The sequence below is a fragment of the Nostoc sp. genome, assembly GCF_036917775.1.
Taxonomy (GTDB): domain Bacteria; phylum Cyanobacteriota; class Cyanobacteriia; order Cyanobacteriales; family Nostocaceae; genus Nostoc.
This window is the reverse complement of sequence record NZ_JBALEQ010000083.1, coordinates 179,732-195,356: the sequence shown is the minus strand read 5'-3', so window position 1 is coordinate 195,356 and position 15,625 is coordinate 179,732. Positions and strand designations below refer to the sequence as shown.

General features: G+C 40.3%; 17 protein-coding genes and 1 pseudogene. 6 read left to right on the top strand and 12 right to left on the bottom strand.

Annotated elements, in window-relative coordinates:
- The first annotated feature begins 44 nt into the window (after positions 1-44).
- The 3 genes and pseudogenes from V7K69_RS16245 (at position 45) to V7K69_RS16240 (ending at position 1,601) form a co-directional block, all read left to right on the top strand.
- Positions 45-1,193 carry a glycosyltransferase family 4 protein gene (locus V7K69_RS16245; protein ID WP_335036025.1) on the top strand — a complete coding sequence of 383 codons (1,149 nt, stop codon included), beginning with the start codon at positions 45-47 and terminating at the stop codon, positions 1,191-1,193.
- A 91-nt stretch (positions 1,194-1,284) separates the two neighbouring features.
- Positions 1,285-1,428: pseudogene (locus tag V7K69_RS32970) on the top strand (DUF6888 family protein); the annotation flags it as partial.
- Positions 1,425-1,601: a DUF6887 family protein gene (locus V7K69_RS16240; protein WP_323201601.1), complete on the top strand. Its 177-nt coding sequence runs from the start codon at positions 1,425-1,427 to the stop codon at positions 1,599-1,601. The pseudogene V7K69_RS32970 and the gene V7K69_RS16240, both read left to right, overlap by 4 nt.
- A 299-nt stretch (positions 1,602-1,900) precedes the next feature.
- Here V7K69_RS16240 and V7K69_RS16235 read toward each other — a convergent pair whose 3' ends face one another.
- The 6 genes from V7K69_RS16235 to V7K69_RS16210 form a co-directional block, all read right to left on the bottom strand.
- Positions 1,901-2,713, bottom strand: a complete 813-nt coding sequence (locus tag V7K69_RS16235) for a peptidase (protein ID WP_335036020.1) — start codon at positions 2,711-2,713, stop codon at positions 1,901-1,903.
- A gap of 10 nt (positions 2,714-2,723) precedes the next feature.
- Positions 2,724-2,957, bottom strand: a complete 234-nt coding sequence (gene secG, locus V7K69_RS16230) for a preprotein translocase subunit SecG (protein ID WP_012410686.1) — start codon at positions 2,955-2,957, stop codon at positions 2,724-2,726.
- Positions 2,958-3,063: 106 nt separating this feature from the next.
- Entirely contained in the window at positions 3,064-4,662 is a 1,599-nt protein-coding gene (gene gpmI / locus V7K69_RS16225; RefSeq protein ID WP_335036018.1) for a 2,3-bisphosphoglycerate-independent phosphoglycerate mutase, read from the bottom strand.
- Between the two features lie 221 nt (positions 4,663-4,883).
- A complete protein-coding gene (locus tag V7K69_RS16220) occupies positions 4,884-6,569 on the bottom strand; it encodes an ABC-F family ATP-binding cassette domain-containing protein (RefSeq protein ID WP_335036016.1) in 1,686 nt (561 codons plus the stop codon).
- A 155-nt stretch (positions 6,570-6,724) separates the two neighbouring features.
- Complete coding sequence (locus V7K69_RS16215) at positions 6,725-7,543, bottom strand: Rpn family recombination-promoting nuclease/putative transposase (RefSeq protein ID WP_335036014.1); 819 nt, start codon at positions 7,541-7,543, stop codon at positions 6,725-6,727.
- 34 nt (positions 7,544-7,577) lie between these two features.
- Positions 7,578-8,075 (bottom strand): hypothetical protein, encoded by a 498-nt coding sequence (locus V7K69_RS16210; RefSeq protein WP_335036012.1) that lies wholly within the window; start codon positions 8,073-8,075, stop codon positions 7,578-7,580.
- Positions 8,076-8,467: 392 nt separating this feature from the next.
- On the opposite strand from V7K69_RS16210, the gene V7K69_RS16205 reads away from it, so the two are divergent.
- Both V7K69_RS16205 and V7K69_RS16200 read left to right on the top strand, forming a co-directional pair.
- Complete coding sequence (locus V7K69_RS16205) at positions 8,468-10,468, top strand: hypothetical protein (RefSeq protein WP_335036010.1); 2,001 nt, start codon at positions 8,468-8,470, stop codon at positions 10,466-10,468.
- Positions 10,469-10,565: 97 nt separating this feature from the next.
- Entirely contained in the window at positions 10,566-11,303 is a 738-nt protein-coding gene (locus V7K69_RS16200; RefSeq protein WP_335036008.1) for a type I restriction enzyme HsdR N-terminal domain-containing protein, read from the top strand.
- Positions 11,304-11,355: 52 nt separating this feature from the next.
- Here the strand turns inward: V7K69_RS16200 and V7K69_RS16195 are convergent, their stop codons facing one another.
- On the bottom strand, positions 11,356-11,814 hold the full coding sequence (locus V7K69_RS16195; protein ID WP_335036006.1) for a DUF29 domain-containing protein: 459 nt from the start codon (positions 11,812-11,814) through the stop codon (positions 11,356-11,358).
- A 279-nt stretch (positions 11,815-12,093) separates the two neighbouring features.
- Positions 12,094-12,456, bottom strand: a complete 363-nt coding sequence (locus V7K69_RS16190) for a helix-turn-helix domain-containing protein (protein WP_094328443.1) — start codon at positions 12,454-12,456, stop codon at positions 12,094-12,096.
- A gap of 240 nt (positions 12,457-12,696) precedes the next feature.
- On the opposite strand from V7K69_RS16190, the gene V7K69_RS16185 reads away from it, so the two are divergent.
- On the top strand, positions 12,697-13,143 hold the full coding sequence (locus V7K69_RS16185) for a hypothetical protein (RefSeq protein ID WP_335036004.1): 447 nt from the start codon (positions 12,697-12,699) through the stop codon (positions 13,141-13,143).
- A 9-nt stretch (positions 13,144-13,152) separates the two neighbouring features.
- Here V7K69_RS16185 and prfA read toward each other — a convergent pair whose 3' ends face one another.
- From prfA to rplM, 4 genes are all read right to left on the bottom strand, one after another.
- Entirely contained in the window at positions 13,153-14,250 is a 1,098-nt protein-coding gene (gene prfA, locus V7K69_RS16180) for a peptide chain release factor 1 (RefSeq protein WP_185583541.1), read from the bottom strand.
- A gap of 103 nt (positions 14,251-14,353) precedes the next feature.
- Entirely contained in the window at positions 14,354-14,596 is a 243-nt protein-coding gene (gene rpmE, locus V7K69_RS16175) for a 50S ribosomal protein L31 (protein ID WP_069070756.1), read from the bottom strand.
- 135 nt (positions 14,597-14,731) lie between these two features.
- Complete coding sequence (gene rpsI / locus V7K69_RS16170; RefSeq protein WP_012410698.1) at positions 14,732-15,148, bottom strand: 30S ribosomal protein S9; 417 nt, start codon at positions 15,146-15,148, stop codon at positions 14,732-14,734.
- Positions 15,148-15,609: a 50S ribosomal protein L13 gene (gene rplM, locus V7K69_RS16165; RefSeq protein ID WP_114081992.1), complete on the bottom strand. Its 462-nt coding sequence runs from the start codon at positions 15,607-15,609 to the stop codon at positions 15,148-15,150. Before rplM ends, rpsI begins: the two co-directional genes overlap by 1 nt.
- Between the last annotated feature and the right edge of the window lie 16 nt (positions 15,610-15,625).

The following is a 15,625-nucleotide window of genomic DNA, read 5'->3' as shown; positions in this document are numbered from 1 at the left end:
ACAAGTAATAGATCAAACCCGCTTTTCTTACAGCTAAATAAAGAATGCGTATAGCCTGGATTGGAAAAAAATCACCCTTTTGCGGCAATGTCACCTACAGTCGAGAAATTACAAATGCCTTGTTAGATAGGGGACATCAAGTTAGCTTTCTTCACTTCGCCCAAGAAGACTCTGAACCTGACAATTGGCCAAATCTTCGAGAGGTTTCCCTCCCTTTTATTTATAAGTCCCAGGTTTACACAATCCCCACTTTTAAAGCGACCAAACTTTTAACGGAGTCGCTGCGAGAAATTAAGCCAGATGTAGTCCATGCTTCCTTGACGCTCTCTCCTCTAGACTTTTTTCTACCGGAAATCTGTGAGGAACTAAGGTTGCCCCTAGTTGCCACTTTTCACACACCCTTTGCTGGCAAGGGGGCAAAGCTGGTATCGGGAACACAACTTTTGGCTTATCAGCTTTACGCACCTTTTTTAGTTAACTACGATCGCGTGATTGTATTTTCCCAAATTCAGCGAGAATTATTGGCAGGGATGGGTGTAAGGGAAGAAAATATTGCTGTAATTCCCAATGGTGTTGATACCATTAAGTATTCTCCAGGATTTTCTCAAATCAAAGCGGAATTTAAAGCCGATCGCTTGTTTGTTTACCAAGGTCGAATAGCGCCAGAGAAAAATGTCGAAGCCCTCCTTCGCGCTTGGAAGCAGTCGGCAATGGGGCCTGGTACGAAGTTGCTAATTGTTGGCGATGGCCCTTTAAAGTCTTCCTTAGAGCCGTTTTATGGTTCAGAATACGGCATTATCTGGTTAGGATTTGTCGCTGATGAAGACCGACGCATCGAAATTTTGCGGGGCGCAGATGTATTTGTTTTGCCTTCATTGGTAGAGGGTTTGTCTCTATCTCTGTTAGAGGGAATGTCATGTGGGTTGGCTTGTTTAGCAACAGATGTGGGTGCAGATGGAGAAGTATTAGAAAAAGGTGCAGGTATAGTTATTAGTACTAAAACCGCGCGATCGCAGTTAAAAACCCTCTTGCCAGTATTGGAAGACCATCCAGAGTTAACAACTTTACTTGGGCAAAAAGCCAGACAGCGTGTATTAGACCGCTATACCCTCAGTAAAAATATTACTCTGCTGGAAGAACTTTATAAAGAAGTTTTAGCACAGCGACCTCTACCCCTAAGTCGTAGAGCATAGGGAACGCCAGTTGTTACAACAAATAGCGCAGCATTAACGGAAACGTAGACAATAGCAAATGGAACCAACCATAGACTAACTCAAAGCCTTTTTCCGTTTAAGCGTTCGTACCAGTAATTTACTACGGAATATAGAATTAGTTAGGTTTGATCAAAGAACAAACAGAATCGTAGTTTTAATTGGTGAAACAATTCAGGTAGAGATTCTTAGTAATGGAGAGGAGATTATCGGATGAGTGACTATTTAAATTTGTCAGAAAAAGAACTGCGGGAATACGTAAAAGCCAACCCTCAGGATGAAGAAGCATTTCAATATTTCCTCAGTATTATGAGAGCCAAGCCAGGGCGGGTAGTGGTCAGTACTGATGAACAACTAGAGGCAGAACTTAAGAAAAGACTGGCATCGTGAAATTGCTCTTAATCCTCTACAAGATCCGATAAAGCTCTACAGAGTATATCTGTGGAGTTTTTGGTTTTAACGATACTTCTCGCCTAAGATAAAATGTAAATAATTATCGGCAAAAATTAATATATTGGTTAGCATTAAAGAATAAATATATGTTAATACTAAAACAAATTTAACCAATTTACCTGAATTATTTCCTTATATCTCAGAGCAAATTTTAGATAAAAATTGGTTGCCTTAATCCTAAATTTTTATTTTTTACACAAAACATATTCATATTTTAACTCAGCAACACCATAAAATTAAGTCGCTGAATTATCTACTAAAGACCATCCCAAAGTAGTTGGCTGTTCATAAACCCGTTTTAGAGTATTTACATCTCTAGAAGAAATAAGCGATGGGTTACGAACTTGGGAAAAGTATAAAGCATCAGTTTGTAGGGGACTATGACCCCAAATTCCCAGTGCATGACCAAATTCGTGGCGGGTAGCTGCAATGAGATACTCACCTGTTTGACTGGGACTTAGCAAGATGGTAAAGCGTTGAGATAAAATTTTGTTGGTAGTGTATAACTCGTAAGTAGTTTGTGCTGATCGCGCACGGGGTTTATTACTACCAGGGGAAATTTGTAGAGGTGGCGCTTTTTGCACAATGGTAATATCAGCACTTTCTGACTGTTCTACTATTGTTAAAGGCAAATAATTACCCCATTCTTTTACACCCTGCAAGACACCATTAACCCATACTTGAGCTTGTTTTTCGTTAACGGATTTTGGTGGTTCTACGTAAACTCGAATGGGAAATTGTGACCAGACTAAATAACCAACTTGGGTTGTTGTGACTTCTGAAAAGTAGTCACCACTGTTAGTGCTATCTTGCCACTGTGCTAGTGTGGGCGGTAAGGGATGGGGTTTTGGGATGGGTGAGGTGGAGAGAGAGATTACTGAGCCTGAATATACATATTTTGGTATTATTGTAAACCCATAACTCGAATGAAGATTAATACAAACTATAAACAGCCCTGTGCCAATAAATAAGGCAAGAGCTGTAATTAACCGTTGTGAGATTAAATTTATTAGGGTGTTAAGTATTTGGTGTTGGGTTTTTTTACCCATTGACCTATCCTTATTTAGGTAGCCAACCAGCACTTAAAACCACTGTTAAACCGAGGAAAATTACTGTCAATGCCCAAGTAATTCGATTTAAGGTGTTTTCTGCACTTTTGGTACTACTAAATAGCTGGGCTTGTCCACCAATGGCTCCAATACCATCACCTTTGGGGCTATGTAGTAAAACTAAGATAATCAAACCAGTGGCGGAAAACGCCCAAATGCCTTGCACGATATTAGTAGCTGTCATGGTAGGAATCTCATTTATAACAATTTTTCAAAAAACAGAATTCAGAGTTCAAAAGTTAGGAGTTTTTAGCGAACTCCTAACTCAGCACTCAGCACTCAGGACTCTTTTAAAGCCCTACTTGCACAGGGGTACGAGTGCGTTGCAGTTCATAATCTGCTGTTTTCAGCAGCGATCGCCCTGTCATCTCTGGTGGTTGAGGGAGTTGTAAAATCTCTAGAATTGTGGGGGCAATGTCGGATAGCTTACCATCGCTTCGCAGTTCGACATTTGTACCATATCCAGGGATTTTGACTTTCTCGCCTTCTACCAAGATAAAGGGGACTGGGTTAGTGGTGTGGGCTGTCCAGGGATTACCCCCATCATCTAGCATATACTCAGCGTTGCCATGATCGGCAGTAATAATTGTTGTACCGCCGGCTTTGATAACGCTCTCTAACAAGCGTCCCAAACAGCGATCGACTGTTTCAATTGCTGTAATGGTAGCGTCGATTTGACCAGTATGCCCTACCATGTCTGGATTGGCATAGTTAATTACAACTAGGGAATATATACCCTTTTGAATTGCCGCGATCGCAACATCTGTAACTGCTACTGCTGACATTGCTGGGGCATGATCGTAAGTCGCTACCATCGGGCTGCTTACCAGTTCCCGATCTTCTCCAGCAAAAGGTTCCTCCAGACCACCATTAAAGAAATAGGTGACATGGGCATATTTTTCTGTTTCGGCGGTGCGGAACTGATTCAGACTGTGATTGGCTATGACTTCTCCCAGAATGTTACTGAGATTCTGAGGCTCAAAGGCTACAGCCACTGGTAAGTCTGAATCATACTGCGTAAAGGTGACAAAAGACAGTGGTGTGATTTGCTGTCTTTCAAAACCATTAAAAGTGTGACTGACCAAAGCTTGAGTCAGTTGTCTGGAGCGATCGGGGCGGAAGTTGAAAAATATCACCCCATCCCCTGGTTCTATTGCGCCGGGTGCAATTCGGATGGGGTTGATAAATTCATCTTTTACCCCTTCGGCGTAAGATTCTTGCAAGATTTCCACAGCCGTGCGATTATCACCTGTACTATCTTGGGTCATCACGTCGTAGGCGCGTTTTACCCGATCCCAGCGATGATCGCGATCCATCGCGTAGTAGCGACCGCTGAGGGTGACTATGCGTCCAATTCCTGTGCGGTCTATATAATCTTGCAGCAGTGTGATTGCTTTTACACCGTCAGTTGGGGCGGTGTCACGACCATCGGTGATGGCATGAATACAAACTTCTGAAATTCGCTGGTTTTTGGCTAGGTCAAGTAGTCCAAATAGATGGGTGATATGAGAATGTACCCCTCCCTCAGAACAAAGCCCAACTAGATGGAGCTTGCTATTCCGAGAGCGAACTTCCTGGCAAATTTTGACGAGTGCTGGGTTTAAGGCAATAGAACCGTCTTCGACCGCATCAGAGATGCGTACCAGTTCTTGCGGTACAACTCGCCCAGCACCAATGTTCAAATGACCTACTTCCGAGTTGCCCATTTGACCATCTGGCAACCCTACGGCTTTTCCTGATGTGCGGATGAGGGTATGCGGGTAAGCTGTCCATAAACTATCCACAATGGGAGTTTTAGCAGCAACAATAGCGTTTCCTCGCTTTTCCTCGCAGTAGCCCCATCCGTCTAAAATGACTAGCACCACAGGAGCAACAGGTGCTTTGGTCATAGTAAAATTGCCCTTTACTTTTTGTAATACCCGAATGATACCATTGCTAATCCACGTCGCAAGTGAATTTTTGCTTATTAATTTCTTTTATGAAAAACTTACAGCTTTTTGAAATATTTTTTAAACTTTAGCGATTTTTCTGTAATTTTGTTGAGTGCTAATAATAAGTGATTACTTAGTAGTAGCATTTTAGCACTACTACTAAGTCGGCATTCAATCTCTTATTTCTTTTTGGTAGAAGCTTTTGCAGCTTTTTTAGCAGCTTTTTCGGCAGCGATCGCAGCTAACTTTGCTTGTTCTTTTTCTTCGGCAATTTTCTGGAGATAGTAATGATAGTCTCCTAAGTAAACGCGGAATTCCCCATCACGGATTTCGACGATTTTGTTAGCTACTTGAGAAATAAAGTAGCGATCGTGGGAAACTACAATTGCCGTACCGTCATAATTTTTGAGCGCTTCTTCCAGCATTTCCTTCGCTGGAATATCTAGGTGGTTTGTCGGCTCATCTAAAATTAGTAAGTTCGCGGGACGTAAGAGCATTTTTGCCAACGCCAAACGAGCTTTTTCTCCTCCACTTAATGCCCCAACTGCCTTAAATACAGTATCACCAGTAAATAAGAAGCGTCCCAAAAGCGTGCGAACTTCTTGATTATCCCAGTCTGGAACTTCATCATGGATAGTTTCCATGACAGTTTTCTTCAAATCCAAAGCTTCAGCTTGATTTTGCTCAAAGTAACCGGGAATAACGTTGTGATCCCCTAATTGAACAATGCCTTCTGTGGGTGGTTCCATACCCATGATGACGCGCAGCAGGGTAGATTTCCCAGCACCGTTGGGGCCAAGAAAAGCAATGCGATCGCCCCTTTCAATTAGCAGATTTGCAGATAAAAACAGGATTTTCTCACCATAAAGATGAGTTAAATCTTTAATTTCGACTACCTCGCGTCCACTGCGGGGTGCGGGGGGAAAACGGAAGTGGAGAGTTCTCATACCACCAACGGGTGCTTCAATGCGCTCGATTTTGTCGAGTTGCTTTTCCCGGCTTTTCGCCTGGGTACTACGGGTAGCACTGGCACGAAACCTATCAACAAAGGTTTGCTGTTTTTCTAATTCTTTCTGCTGGCGTTCGTAAGCACTCAGTTGTGCTGATTGACTTTCGGCTTTTTGTTCCAAATATGCCGAGTAATTACCAAGGTAGGTACTAGAAACGCCACGTTCCGTTTCCACAATTTGGTTGCAGAGGCGGTCAAGGAACTCACGGTCATGGGAGACTATTACCATCGGCGTAATCAGCCCTCTGAGGTAATTTTCTAACCACTCAATGGTTTCTAAATCTAGGTGGTTAGTCGGTTCATCCAGCAGCAACAAGTCGGGTTTTTGCAGCAGAATTTTACCTAAACTCATCCGCATTTGCCAACCACCACTGAAGGCACTGACGAGGCGATCGCCATCTTCTAGCCCAAACCCCATCTCTGGTAAAATTTTGCCGATGCGTGCATCTAAGTTGTAGCCATCTAAGGCTTCAAATTTGCGCTGCAAGCGATCCAACTTGTCGATCAGTCGATCCAGTTCCTCTGGGCTAGCCGTTTCCATCTCTTGTGGTATGTGTGCCAGAGATAACTGCACTTCGTTGGCTTCTTTGAAGACAGTCCAAAATTCTTCTCTAACGGTGCGGGTGGGGTCTACTTCAAACTCTTGGTTGAGGTAAGCTATATGTAAGCTATTAGGGCGAATGATTTCGCCGGCGGTGGGTTCCATTTCCCCAGAGATGATTTTGAGTTGGGTGGATTTTCCAGCACCATTGACACCGACTAAGCCAATGCGATCGCCTGGTTTAACTTCCCAGTTGATATCTTTGAGAACTTCGCCTGTGGGATAAATTTTACTTATATGTTCTAGTCGCAGCATTAAGTTTCTCTCAGGTAGGGAGTGGGTGGTTGAGGACGAAGTACTAACACCGCCTCTAATATTAACAAAAATTAACTATAAATTCGTCGTGATCAAGTTTGGAAGCCGCAAACCAAATTTGGCTTGAGCCACGGATAAAATTTACCACATCTATCTCAAGGCTGACTTTGTGCTACTTGTCTGACTTCTTCGACACTCAAATCTAGTGCCTGTGCTACTTGTTCTACAGTCAACCCTGCTGCCAACATTGCTGGTACTGCTTTTAGTTTCCCTTCGACCTTACCTTGTTCAATGCCTTGTTTAATGCCTTGTTCAATGCCTTCCTGAAAGGCTTCCTGATAAAATCTGGTTTGCTTTAACTCGCTTAAGCTAAACATTTGCTCGATCTCCTCCCTACTCATTGCAGGAAATTTGTAAACCAAAATAGTCTCGATAAATTGTAATAATTGCTGCTGTTTTGGTGGTGAGCTTATCTCTGATTTGGTTCTGTCTATCAACTCCCTTGCTTGTGCGATCGCTATATCATCGCTTGCAATTACTAATTTAGCAGTTGCAATGCCAATTGGAAGCGATGCAGCTTCGCCTAATTCATCCAAATAAATGCACCTGACGCGCCCACTTGTGAAAAACTCACGGTAATGTTTGATATCTCCTGTATCTACATTCCTGTTTGGGTATAAAACCACAGCACCCCAGTCATTTGATGGTTGATTCTGACGGAGGTATAAACATATTTCTGCAATTAGCCGTGAATAAATTTCCCCATCAGTTTGAAATTGCACTTCAACAAAGTAAATCAGGTTCTCGTTTCCTTTTGTCGGTAGAAACACACCATCTATTCTGAAGGCTGTTTGTTTGATTTCAACTGATGAAAATTGATAAATACTAGCTGATTCTGGAGGATTACCAATAAGTTCAAAAAAGATATCAGGGAATTCTTGAAACAGCCGATAAAAGATAATGTCTGTTTTCACAATTTTATATCATTTGAAAATTTTGATTTGCTGCTCATGTCTTACTTGATTCTTCAGAACCATCTCGCACTTTCAGCAATTGCTCTTTTGCCATCCCTAATATACGTGAAAGAGGCGCTAACAAACTATCATCAAATGCTTCTCCAGCATAAATATTATTCAGTTCGGTAGGGGATAATTTAAAGGTGTCGCAGAATTTAGTAAACTCCTGATTACTCAAGTCAAGCTCTTTTTGCCTATCCTGAAGTAAAACTGCGATCGCTCTAGTTCCATGCTTCGGACGCTCACTAGTTTTTACATATTTTTCCATTAAATAATTGACTTTTCTGGTATCGCCGCCGACTTTTTTAATTAAATCAGTACAAGCCATTTTCAGCGCTTTCTTTAAAACTTCTTCTTCATTTAAAGATTTAATAATTTCACTGGCATATTCTGGTTTAAAAAATCCCACCAAATTCCCTTGATGATAAACTGGTATATAAGGATTGTTCGTTTCAAGCTGCCAATCTAAAGGCTCATTGCGTAGCGACATAGCTGCACCCCTAAATATTTTAAGATTGCACCATTTTAAAACCATTTATTGTTTAACTGCCAGTAAAAATATCCTAAACCTGGCGATTAGAAATCGCAGCTATACAGACAAAACCCACCTCCGTGGGTTTCAACTTGCTGGAGTTCACGCAGACGGGCTTAGTTTGTGTAGGTGTTATGTATTTCTAGCAGAACCTCGAACTCAGCCAAAATTAGCGATCGCCATGCTCACAACCAAGTAGCTAAAGTCTTACCACAGAAGGGGTTGGTAGTGTTATGAGGCTGTTGTTAGATATTCAACCATAATGGGCATACTGTAAATATCAAGTAATTAAGCATCGAAACAGGGTAAACAGTATGTTGACGATAACGTGGCAAGAAGAGATCGCATCTTTGAAACAAGATTTGAGGAAGGAAATAAATAAAATTTCAGGACATTCGGAAATTAATATACCTAATCATATTTGCATTAATAACCTGAAATCCAAGTTAGAGCGATTAGATGAAATAGAGAAAATTCTTAGTATAGAAAAATATAAAATTGCTTTCATAGGTACTATTGGTCAAGGAAAGACGACAGCTATTTGCCATCTTTTTAACTTAATAAGCGACTTCAATGTTTCCAAAACTATTGCTAATAAGCCTCGAAATGTAATCGAAACCAAAGAGTTACTATCAACTGGATCAGGTAAAACTACTATATGTGAAGTAATTATCAAAGCTGCGGAAAACACTTACATAGAGATAGAGCCTTATACAGTTGATGAGATGGAAAATCTTATTTTTGAATTCTGTGATTATATTGCCGATAAAGATAAAGGAAATCCTCAAGCAGATCAGAAAACAATTATTTCTAAAGAAATTGAAAGGGCTATTAGAAATGTTACACAAATGAAGTTACGCTCTCAGACAATTAATGATGGTGACAAAAAGAAAACTGAAATAATTGACCAAGCTAAAGAAGAATTTGATTTATTAGGATTTGATGATTTCAAAAAACTTGCTTTAAATAATGCAAGACTTGAATCTAGAACTACGAATAAGGTTGAATTTGATCATCAAAAACATGAGCAAGAATGGATCAAGAATACCTTTGCAGCCATCAATAATGTTGAGTTAAAGGAGTTTGCTATTCCGAGAAAAATATATCTTTATGTGAGCTATGATGTTTTATCTGGCTCAAACTTGTCTCACTTTGATTCAGTTGTGGATACTAAAGGACTTGATGAAAACCCAATTCGTAAAGACTTGCATAAATATATTGAAAGTCAGGATACTATCTGTCTCTTTGTAACTCCTTTTAATGCAGCTCCTGAAGCTAATATTAGTAAATTAATAGGTTATCACCTTACATCTAAATCCAAAGATTTTCATCATAGATTTGTAACTTTAGTATTACCTCACAAAAATGAACCTGAAAGAGTAAATGGATGTGATGGAGATCGAGATACAGGAATTCAAATCAGAAAAGAAGAAATTCAATCTACATTCAAGCGTTTGAATCTAGATTTTTTACTGGAAAACATTTTGTTCTATGATGCTTTTAGGTACTACCATGATGATATAGTCAAGTTAAATGAAATTTATGATAAAGAAGATGTACAGGCAGATAAAAATGAATTTATCGAAGCCATAGCCGATGTAGTAGAACGTAGACGAAATATTTTATTGGACGAAATAAATAATATCCAAGAAAGCTTTACGAAAATAAAAAATGGTGATGCTTTGACAAATATAGAAATCAAAGCAATTGAAAATGCGATTCAGAATATAAAGGGTTTACGGGATTTGAGTAAAAGAGTACAAAGCTTTCTTTTTCATGACAAAGGTCAAGATAAAGGTTTTGTTGCTAAATATGTTGAACACTATCGTACTCATTACAAGGCATGGAATACTAAACACGCTATCCATAGAAACTTCGGTTACTATGAGCCAAGAAACATAGACATATATTACGATATGAGGGTTTTTGCTGAAGGAAGAAATGAAGATGAAATGTTGAGGAAGTTTACCAACCAACCAAAACAGGAATTAGAAAATATCCTTAATGAGCTTACATCTGCGAATGAATCTTTAAAAACATTTATTCCTGAATTAGTCATACAACTAAACTCATTTTATGACAATTTTATAAGTGAAGTAGGTGTCAAAGTTCAATATGAAGCTATAAGAAAATTATCACCTCAAAACGAAGATTCTGAATTCTGGACGGCTCTAATTAAGGAAAAGGGTAAAATACAGCTTCCAGGTGAAAACTATACAAAGAATGTATGTAGGACATTGAAGAACGAACTTGAAACTGAGCAAAGCCTCAATACATTTTTAGAGATTAAAGCAGGTGAGTATTGGGCAGAATTAGTTACTAAAATATTAAGCTTTTTCGGAGAAAAATAGACAGATAGCAATTGAAAATTGCTTGGTAAATACTAAGGGATGCAACAATATTGCGATTGCGTCCCCATAACCAGTTTATAAACCAACCTGACTATCTATGACTAGCTTAAGTGAAGAAATATCGAGAAAACTAAATATATATAAGATAGACTATGCAGAATATACAAAGTGTTTGATTAGAAGGAAGGAAATTGTTCTTGATGGACGGCCAGAAGAAAAAATTAGACAATTGTTTCTCTACTTTTTAGTAAACCAAAGTGGATTATTCCCAAATAAAATTGATATAAGAGTGGAATCTGATAATCATGATATAGAATTATATAAAACTGCGGAAAATGGATATTTTAAACCATATTCTCCTCCTCTAATGATTGTGGAAGTCAAGCGAGAAGAAGAAAACTTACGGAATCATGAGAAGCAGATTGAAAGATACCTAAAACAATCTTGCTCAGAGATTGGTATTTTATACAATTATCACCAAATTATTGCTTATCTCAAAAAAGATGGAATATTTATGAGTAATGCTCTCAATAATCTTGAAGATATAACACCTTTAATCTTGCAAAGTTCTAATAAATTAGATAAAAATCTACTAGAATTTGAAAAAGCTGTAAATGGAAGTTTTGATAGCTTTGTTTATCTTGTTAATAAATACGGAAAATATAAACTTAACAGAATAGTTTTCAGACTTAAAGGTGAGCAGTTACCAATAGTAGGATCTTTCTTCAAATTTAAAGAAAATAAGCTGTACTACAATATATATGTTCAAGATGTTCAAAAACAGCAAAGCTGTGATTTTCAAAATTTTGAAAAGCTAGTTTCTATTATTTATTGACAAATATAACTTGTCTCTAAGTAACAAATTATCGTAAGGAAAATGGTAGAAATTATCCTTCCCAGTCTTGACGAGTATCGCACAGAAAATTGTCTGCGATCGCAGCATCAAACAAATACGGGCAATGCTCTGGAAAAGTTCGTAATGGTAAGTTAGTTTCTCGTAGCGCCAAATCGACTCCCGCTTCAAAGCCATCTAACAAGGCTTCTTCTATTCGAGACTTTAAGCTTGGGTTCTGGCGCAAATGTCTGTGGATGGCGCGGCGCTGTTCTCGAATTGTTAAAAACCAACTGCGAGAGCGTTGTTCGGGTTGATACTCCCACTTCAAGAGATGACCAAGTAATACACTCAGACGACTTACGAGTTCCCGATATTCCTGTCTCCCCAAAGCTTGAATTTCCTCTTGCAGGTGTTGCCAGTCTAGTTCCATAACTAGCCTCTGCTCTAACGCTTTAGCCTGCTGCTGTGTCCAGCCATAGAAGTCTTGGTCATACAAAAAAGGTTTGTCCATAGAGTTGAATCTTGACAGCAAGGAACGACGAGCTAGTTTGAGCTAATTTTATGCTAGGGACTTCCAAGAAATAAATTATCCAAATAAACGAACCACAGAGACACAGAGAACACAGAGGGAGAAGAGATAGAGAGAATTTTTGCGTTAGTTTTGGGATATTGTTTTATTTGGAAGTCCCCTAAATTGCCTTTAAAAAACTTAATTACGAATTACGAATTAGGTTGCCGAGCGTTCGCGTAGCGTCTCGCAGAGAAGCCGAGGTACGAATTATTTTAATATTCAACTAGCCTTCGCTTCATCCCCAGATGCTTCAGCCACAGCCGCCAATCTCTCCGCCGCAGCTTGGACAATTTGAGCCACTTGAGCCAAAGGCATGTGCTGGATTTGTCTCAGAATCAGACTCAAATCTGAGGTTTCTGGAATTGGCTTGCCATCTATGCAGCTAATTAACTCTTCCATTGTGTAGCCTGCTTTAGATGCGATTCGAGCCAAATTTTCTGTATCTGGAACCTTCACACCTTTTTCCCACATCTGAACAGCAGTGGCAGATACCCCCAAAAGCTTACCAAATGCTCGCTGACTCATTGAACCGCGAGCTAGTTTAATGATTTCAATCAGTTTTTGTTTGCTTTCGATCTTCACTGCTTATATAGCTAGCCAACTGTATTTACAAGTCTACTTTCAATATTACAAGTTTACTTTTATATTGACAGCCTTGTGTTTTAGTACTAAACTATATCTCTGGTTGTAAATCGGCAACTACAGGCATCAAGCTAGTAGAATAACCCATCTATCTTTAACCAACTCAAAAAGCTTAGTTTGCTACGGCGCTTGTGCTAGTAGTTCAACTTTGCTGCGAAGAAATAATATCGAAGGTGCATCATGTTTCGCAAGTCACGCAAAATTAACCAATATCGCCGCAAAGGTAAAAACCTTATAGCCACTAATAAAATTAAACCAGAACAGTGGAACATTTCTGATGCAGAAACCAAAGAAGCTTTAAAAGTTAAAGGCTACGATGTTAAGCAAATTAAAAAAATCCACCTTCTGAAACATCAAGTGTGTATTTCCTACTGGGATGCAAAAGACAATATATGCAGCAGCTTTTTTAGCTACCGGATTTTTGCACGTTGGCAAAAGGAAGTAGAGAAATTAATTTATACCTGTGAAACCTTGAAGGAATGGGCAAAGTTAAATTACGTTATGAAGTACGAATTTGCCTATTACCATTATCCCAGTGAAATAGAAGATATACTCCACACGATATTAGAAAACCACCTGTCTGTGTTAAAAGAAACAGTACAACAAGTGGTTTTACAGAATATTTAACACCAAAAATTAGTTAGCGGCAGAAGTCGCTAACTCCGCCAGACGTTCTTGCTGGTCTAGAGATATACAAGATTGGATAAGCGTCTCTAAATCACCATCCAAAACAGGGGTAAGAGAATAATTCTGACCTAACCGATGATCGGTAGCGCGGTTATCTTTATAATTATAGGTGCGAATTTTTTCCGACCGCGATCCAGTACCAACCTGCGATCGCCGCATGGAAGTAACAGCTGCTTGTTGTTCGCCTAACTTGATGTCATACAACTTCGCCCGCAGAATTTGCATCGCCCGTTCTTTGTTTTGCAACTGGCTGCGTTCTTCTGTACAGAAAATGCGTATTCCCGTTGGTTTGTGCATCAAGTCAACGGCTGTTTCCACCTTGTTGACGTTTTGTCCACCAGCACCACCAGAACGGGCTGTAGTCATTTCAATATCTTTCGGGTCAATGTGAATTTCCACATCATCCACCTCTGGCATAATCGCTACGGTAGCTGTGGAAGTATGAACCCGTCCCCCAGATTCAGTTGCCGGCACGCGCTGCACACGATGCACTCCAGCTTCAAACTTTAACTGACTGTAAACGTCATTACCTTTAATTTCGAGAATGACCTCTTTCCAGCCACCCATTTCTCCGCGAGATTCGCTCACTAGAGAAACTTTCCAACCTTGAGTCTGGGCATAGCGGGTGTACATCTGCATCAAATCGCCAGCCCAAATACTTGCTTCATCACCACCAGTACCAGCGCGAATTTCCAACATGATATTCTTTTCATCATTGGGGTCGCGTGGTAGCAGTAAGACTTTCAAGCGAGACTCTAAATGCTCTATTTTTTCTTCAAGTTCTTTTACTTCCAGTGATGCCATTTCTTGCAACTCTGGGTCACTTGCAGATTCTTTGTAAACCTGACGCGCTCCGATTAAGTCTTCTTGGGCTGTTTTCCAAATTTCATAAGTATCAACAACCTCTTCCAAAGAAGAACGAGACTTAGCAATTTCTTGATACTCATCAGGATTGCTAGCGGTATCGGGGTCGCCAAGACGACGTGTTAATTCATTAAAGGTTTGTTCAACGGATTTTAGTTTGTCCAGTAAGTATGATTCAGCCATGACGAGTGCGATCGCTCCTTAAAAAATAACAAATTGGCTCGAGCATATAAATGAAAATCGACCCAGCTGATGCAGGGCCGTCGTTAACAGCAGAGCCAACTCGCTACTTTTTGTCTTGTTCGTCGCCAGATGTTTGAGTGCTGCTCATACCGTACTTGCGGAGGAAGCGCTCTACTCGACCCTCAGTGTCAATAATCTTCTGAGTACCGGTGTAAAAGGGGTGATTTCCAGACCAAACATCTACATGCAATTCTGGCTTGGTAGAGCCAATGGTCATAACAACTTGACCGTTGCAGTAAACTTTAGCATCTGGATACCACTTGGGGTGAATATCAGCTTTAGCCATTGTTCCTTGTGTGATGAATCTATATCAATTATAACTTTCAGGTTTCAATTAGAGCTAAGGAGTGGGGAGTTAGGAGTTAGGAGTTAGGAGTAGTTTTTGCCCATGCCCCATGCCCAATGCCCCATACCCAATTCCCTAACGCTTAGAGTACTGAGGCGCTTTCCGAGCTTTATGTAAACCATATTTCTTCCGCTCTTTTGCTCTCGGATCACGAGTCAAGTAACCTTCGGTTTTCAAAGGGGGGCGGTTGTCTGGATCGAGTTGGCATAAAGCACGAGCAACTCCCAAACGAACAGAATCAGCCTGTCCCGTCAAGCCGCCGCCTTCTGCTTTTACCAAAATGTCATATTCGTTTTCTAACCCTAGAGTTTCCAAGGGTGCTTTGATCACTCCCAGGTAGTTGGGGTTAAATTGGAAATACAAGTTTCCATCTTTACCGTTCACAGTCAGTTGACCGGTGCCTGGAACCAAGCGTACCCGTGCTACTGCGTTCTTACGACGACCAGTACCCCAGTATACGGCGCGACCGCTATTAGCATCTGCTACTACCATTAATTTTCTTCTCCAGGAATTGTATTAACTTTTAGTTCTTTAGGTTTTTGAGCATCGTGGGGATGCGTAGGCCCAGCGTAAACTTTTAGCTTGGTGAACAACTGCTTACCCAGGCTATTTTTAGGTAGCATACCTTTAACAGCTTGTTCTAAAATCCGCTCTGGTATGCGGTCTTGTAGTTTAGCGAAAGTTTCGGTTTTCATCCCACCTGGACGACCAGAATGGCGGCGGTAAAGCTTTTGAGTGCGCTTTTTGCCTGTGACTGCTACTTTTTCGGCATTAATGACGATTACGAAATCACCTGTATCTAGATGAGGTGTATATTCGGGTTTCTTTTTGCCTCTCAATACCTGAGCGATTTCGCTGGCGAGGCGACCGAGACGTTTATCGGTGGCATCTACTATGTACCACTCACGCTCAAGGGTTGCTTGAGAAGGAAGGTATGTTTTAACTGTTGTCATTTGTCATTTGTCCTTT

Bases quoted from the DNA above. Each gene is read 5' to 3' on its own strand.
- V7K69_RS16245 (WP_335036025.1), top strand. From the start codon at position 45: ATGCGTATAGCCTGGATTGGAAAAAAATCACCCTTTTGCGGCAATGTC.
- V7K69_RS16240 (WP_323201601.1), top strand. From the start codon at position 1,425: ATGAGTGACTATTTAAATTTGTCAGAAAAAGAACTGCGGGAATACGTA.
- V7K69_RS16235 (WP_335036020.1), bottom strand. From the start codon at position 2,713: ATGGGTAAAAAAACCCAACACCAAATACTTAACACCCTAATAAATTTA.
- secG (WP_012410686.1), bottom strand. From the start codon at position 2,957: ATGACAGCTACTAATATCGTGCAAGGCATTTGGGCGTTTTCCGCCACT.
- gpmI (WP_335036018.1), bottom strand. From the start codon at position 4,662: ATGACCAAAGCACCTGTTGCTCCTGTGGTGCTAGTCATTTTAGACGGA.
- V7K69_RS16220 (WP_335036016.1), bottom strand. From the start codon at position 6,569: ATGCTGCGACTAGAACATATAAGTAAAATTTATCCCACAGGCGAAGTT.
- V7K69_RS16210 (WP_335036012.1), bottom strand. From the start codon at position 8,075: ATGTCGCTACGCAATGAGCCTTTAGATTGGCAGCTTGAAACGAACAAT.
- V7K69_RS16200 (WP_335036008.1), top strand. From the start codon at position 10,566: ATGACTAGCTTAAGTGAAGAAATATCGAGAAAACTAAATATATATAAG.
- V7K69_RS16195 (WP_335036006.1), bottom strand. From the start codon at position 11,814: ATGGACAAACCTTTTTTGTATGACCAAGACTTCTATGGCTGGACACAG.
- V7K69_RS16185 (WP_335036004.1), top strand. From the start codon at position 12,697: ATGTTTCGCAAGTCACGCAAAATTAACCAATATCGCCGCAAAGGTAAA.
- prfA (WP_185583541.1), bottom strand. From the start codon at position 14,250: ATGGCTGAATCATACTTACTGGACAAACTAAAATCCGTTGAACAAACC.
- rpmE (WP_069070756.1), bottom strand. From the start codon at position 14,596: ATGGCTAAAGCTGATATTCACCCCAAGTGGTATCCAGATGCTAAAGTT.
- rpsI (WP_012410698.1), bottom strand. From the start codon at position 15,148: ATGGTAGTAGCAGATGCTAATAGCGGTCGCGCCGTATACTGGGGTACT.
- rplM (WP_114081992.1), bottom strand. From the start codon at position 15,609: ATGACAACAGTTAAAACATACCTTCCTTCTCAAGCAACCCTTGAGCGT.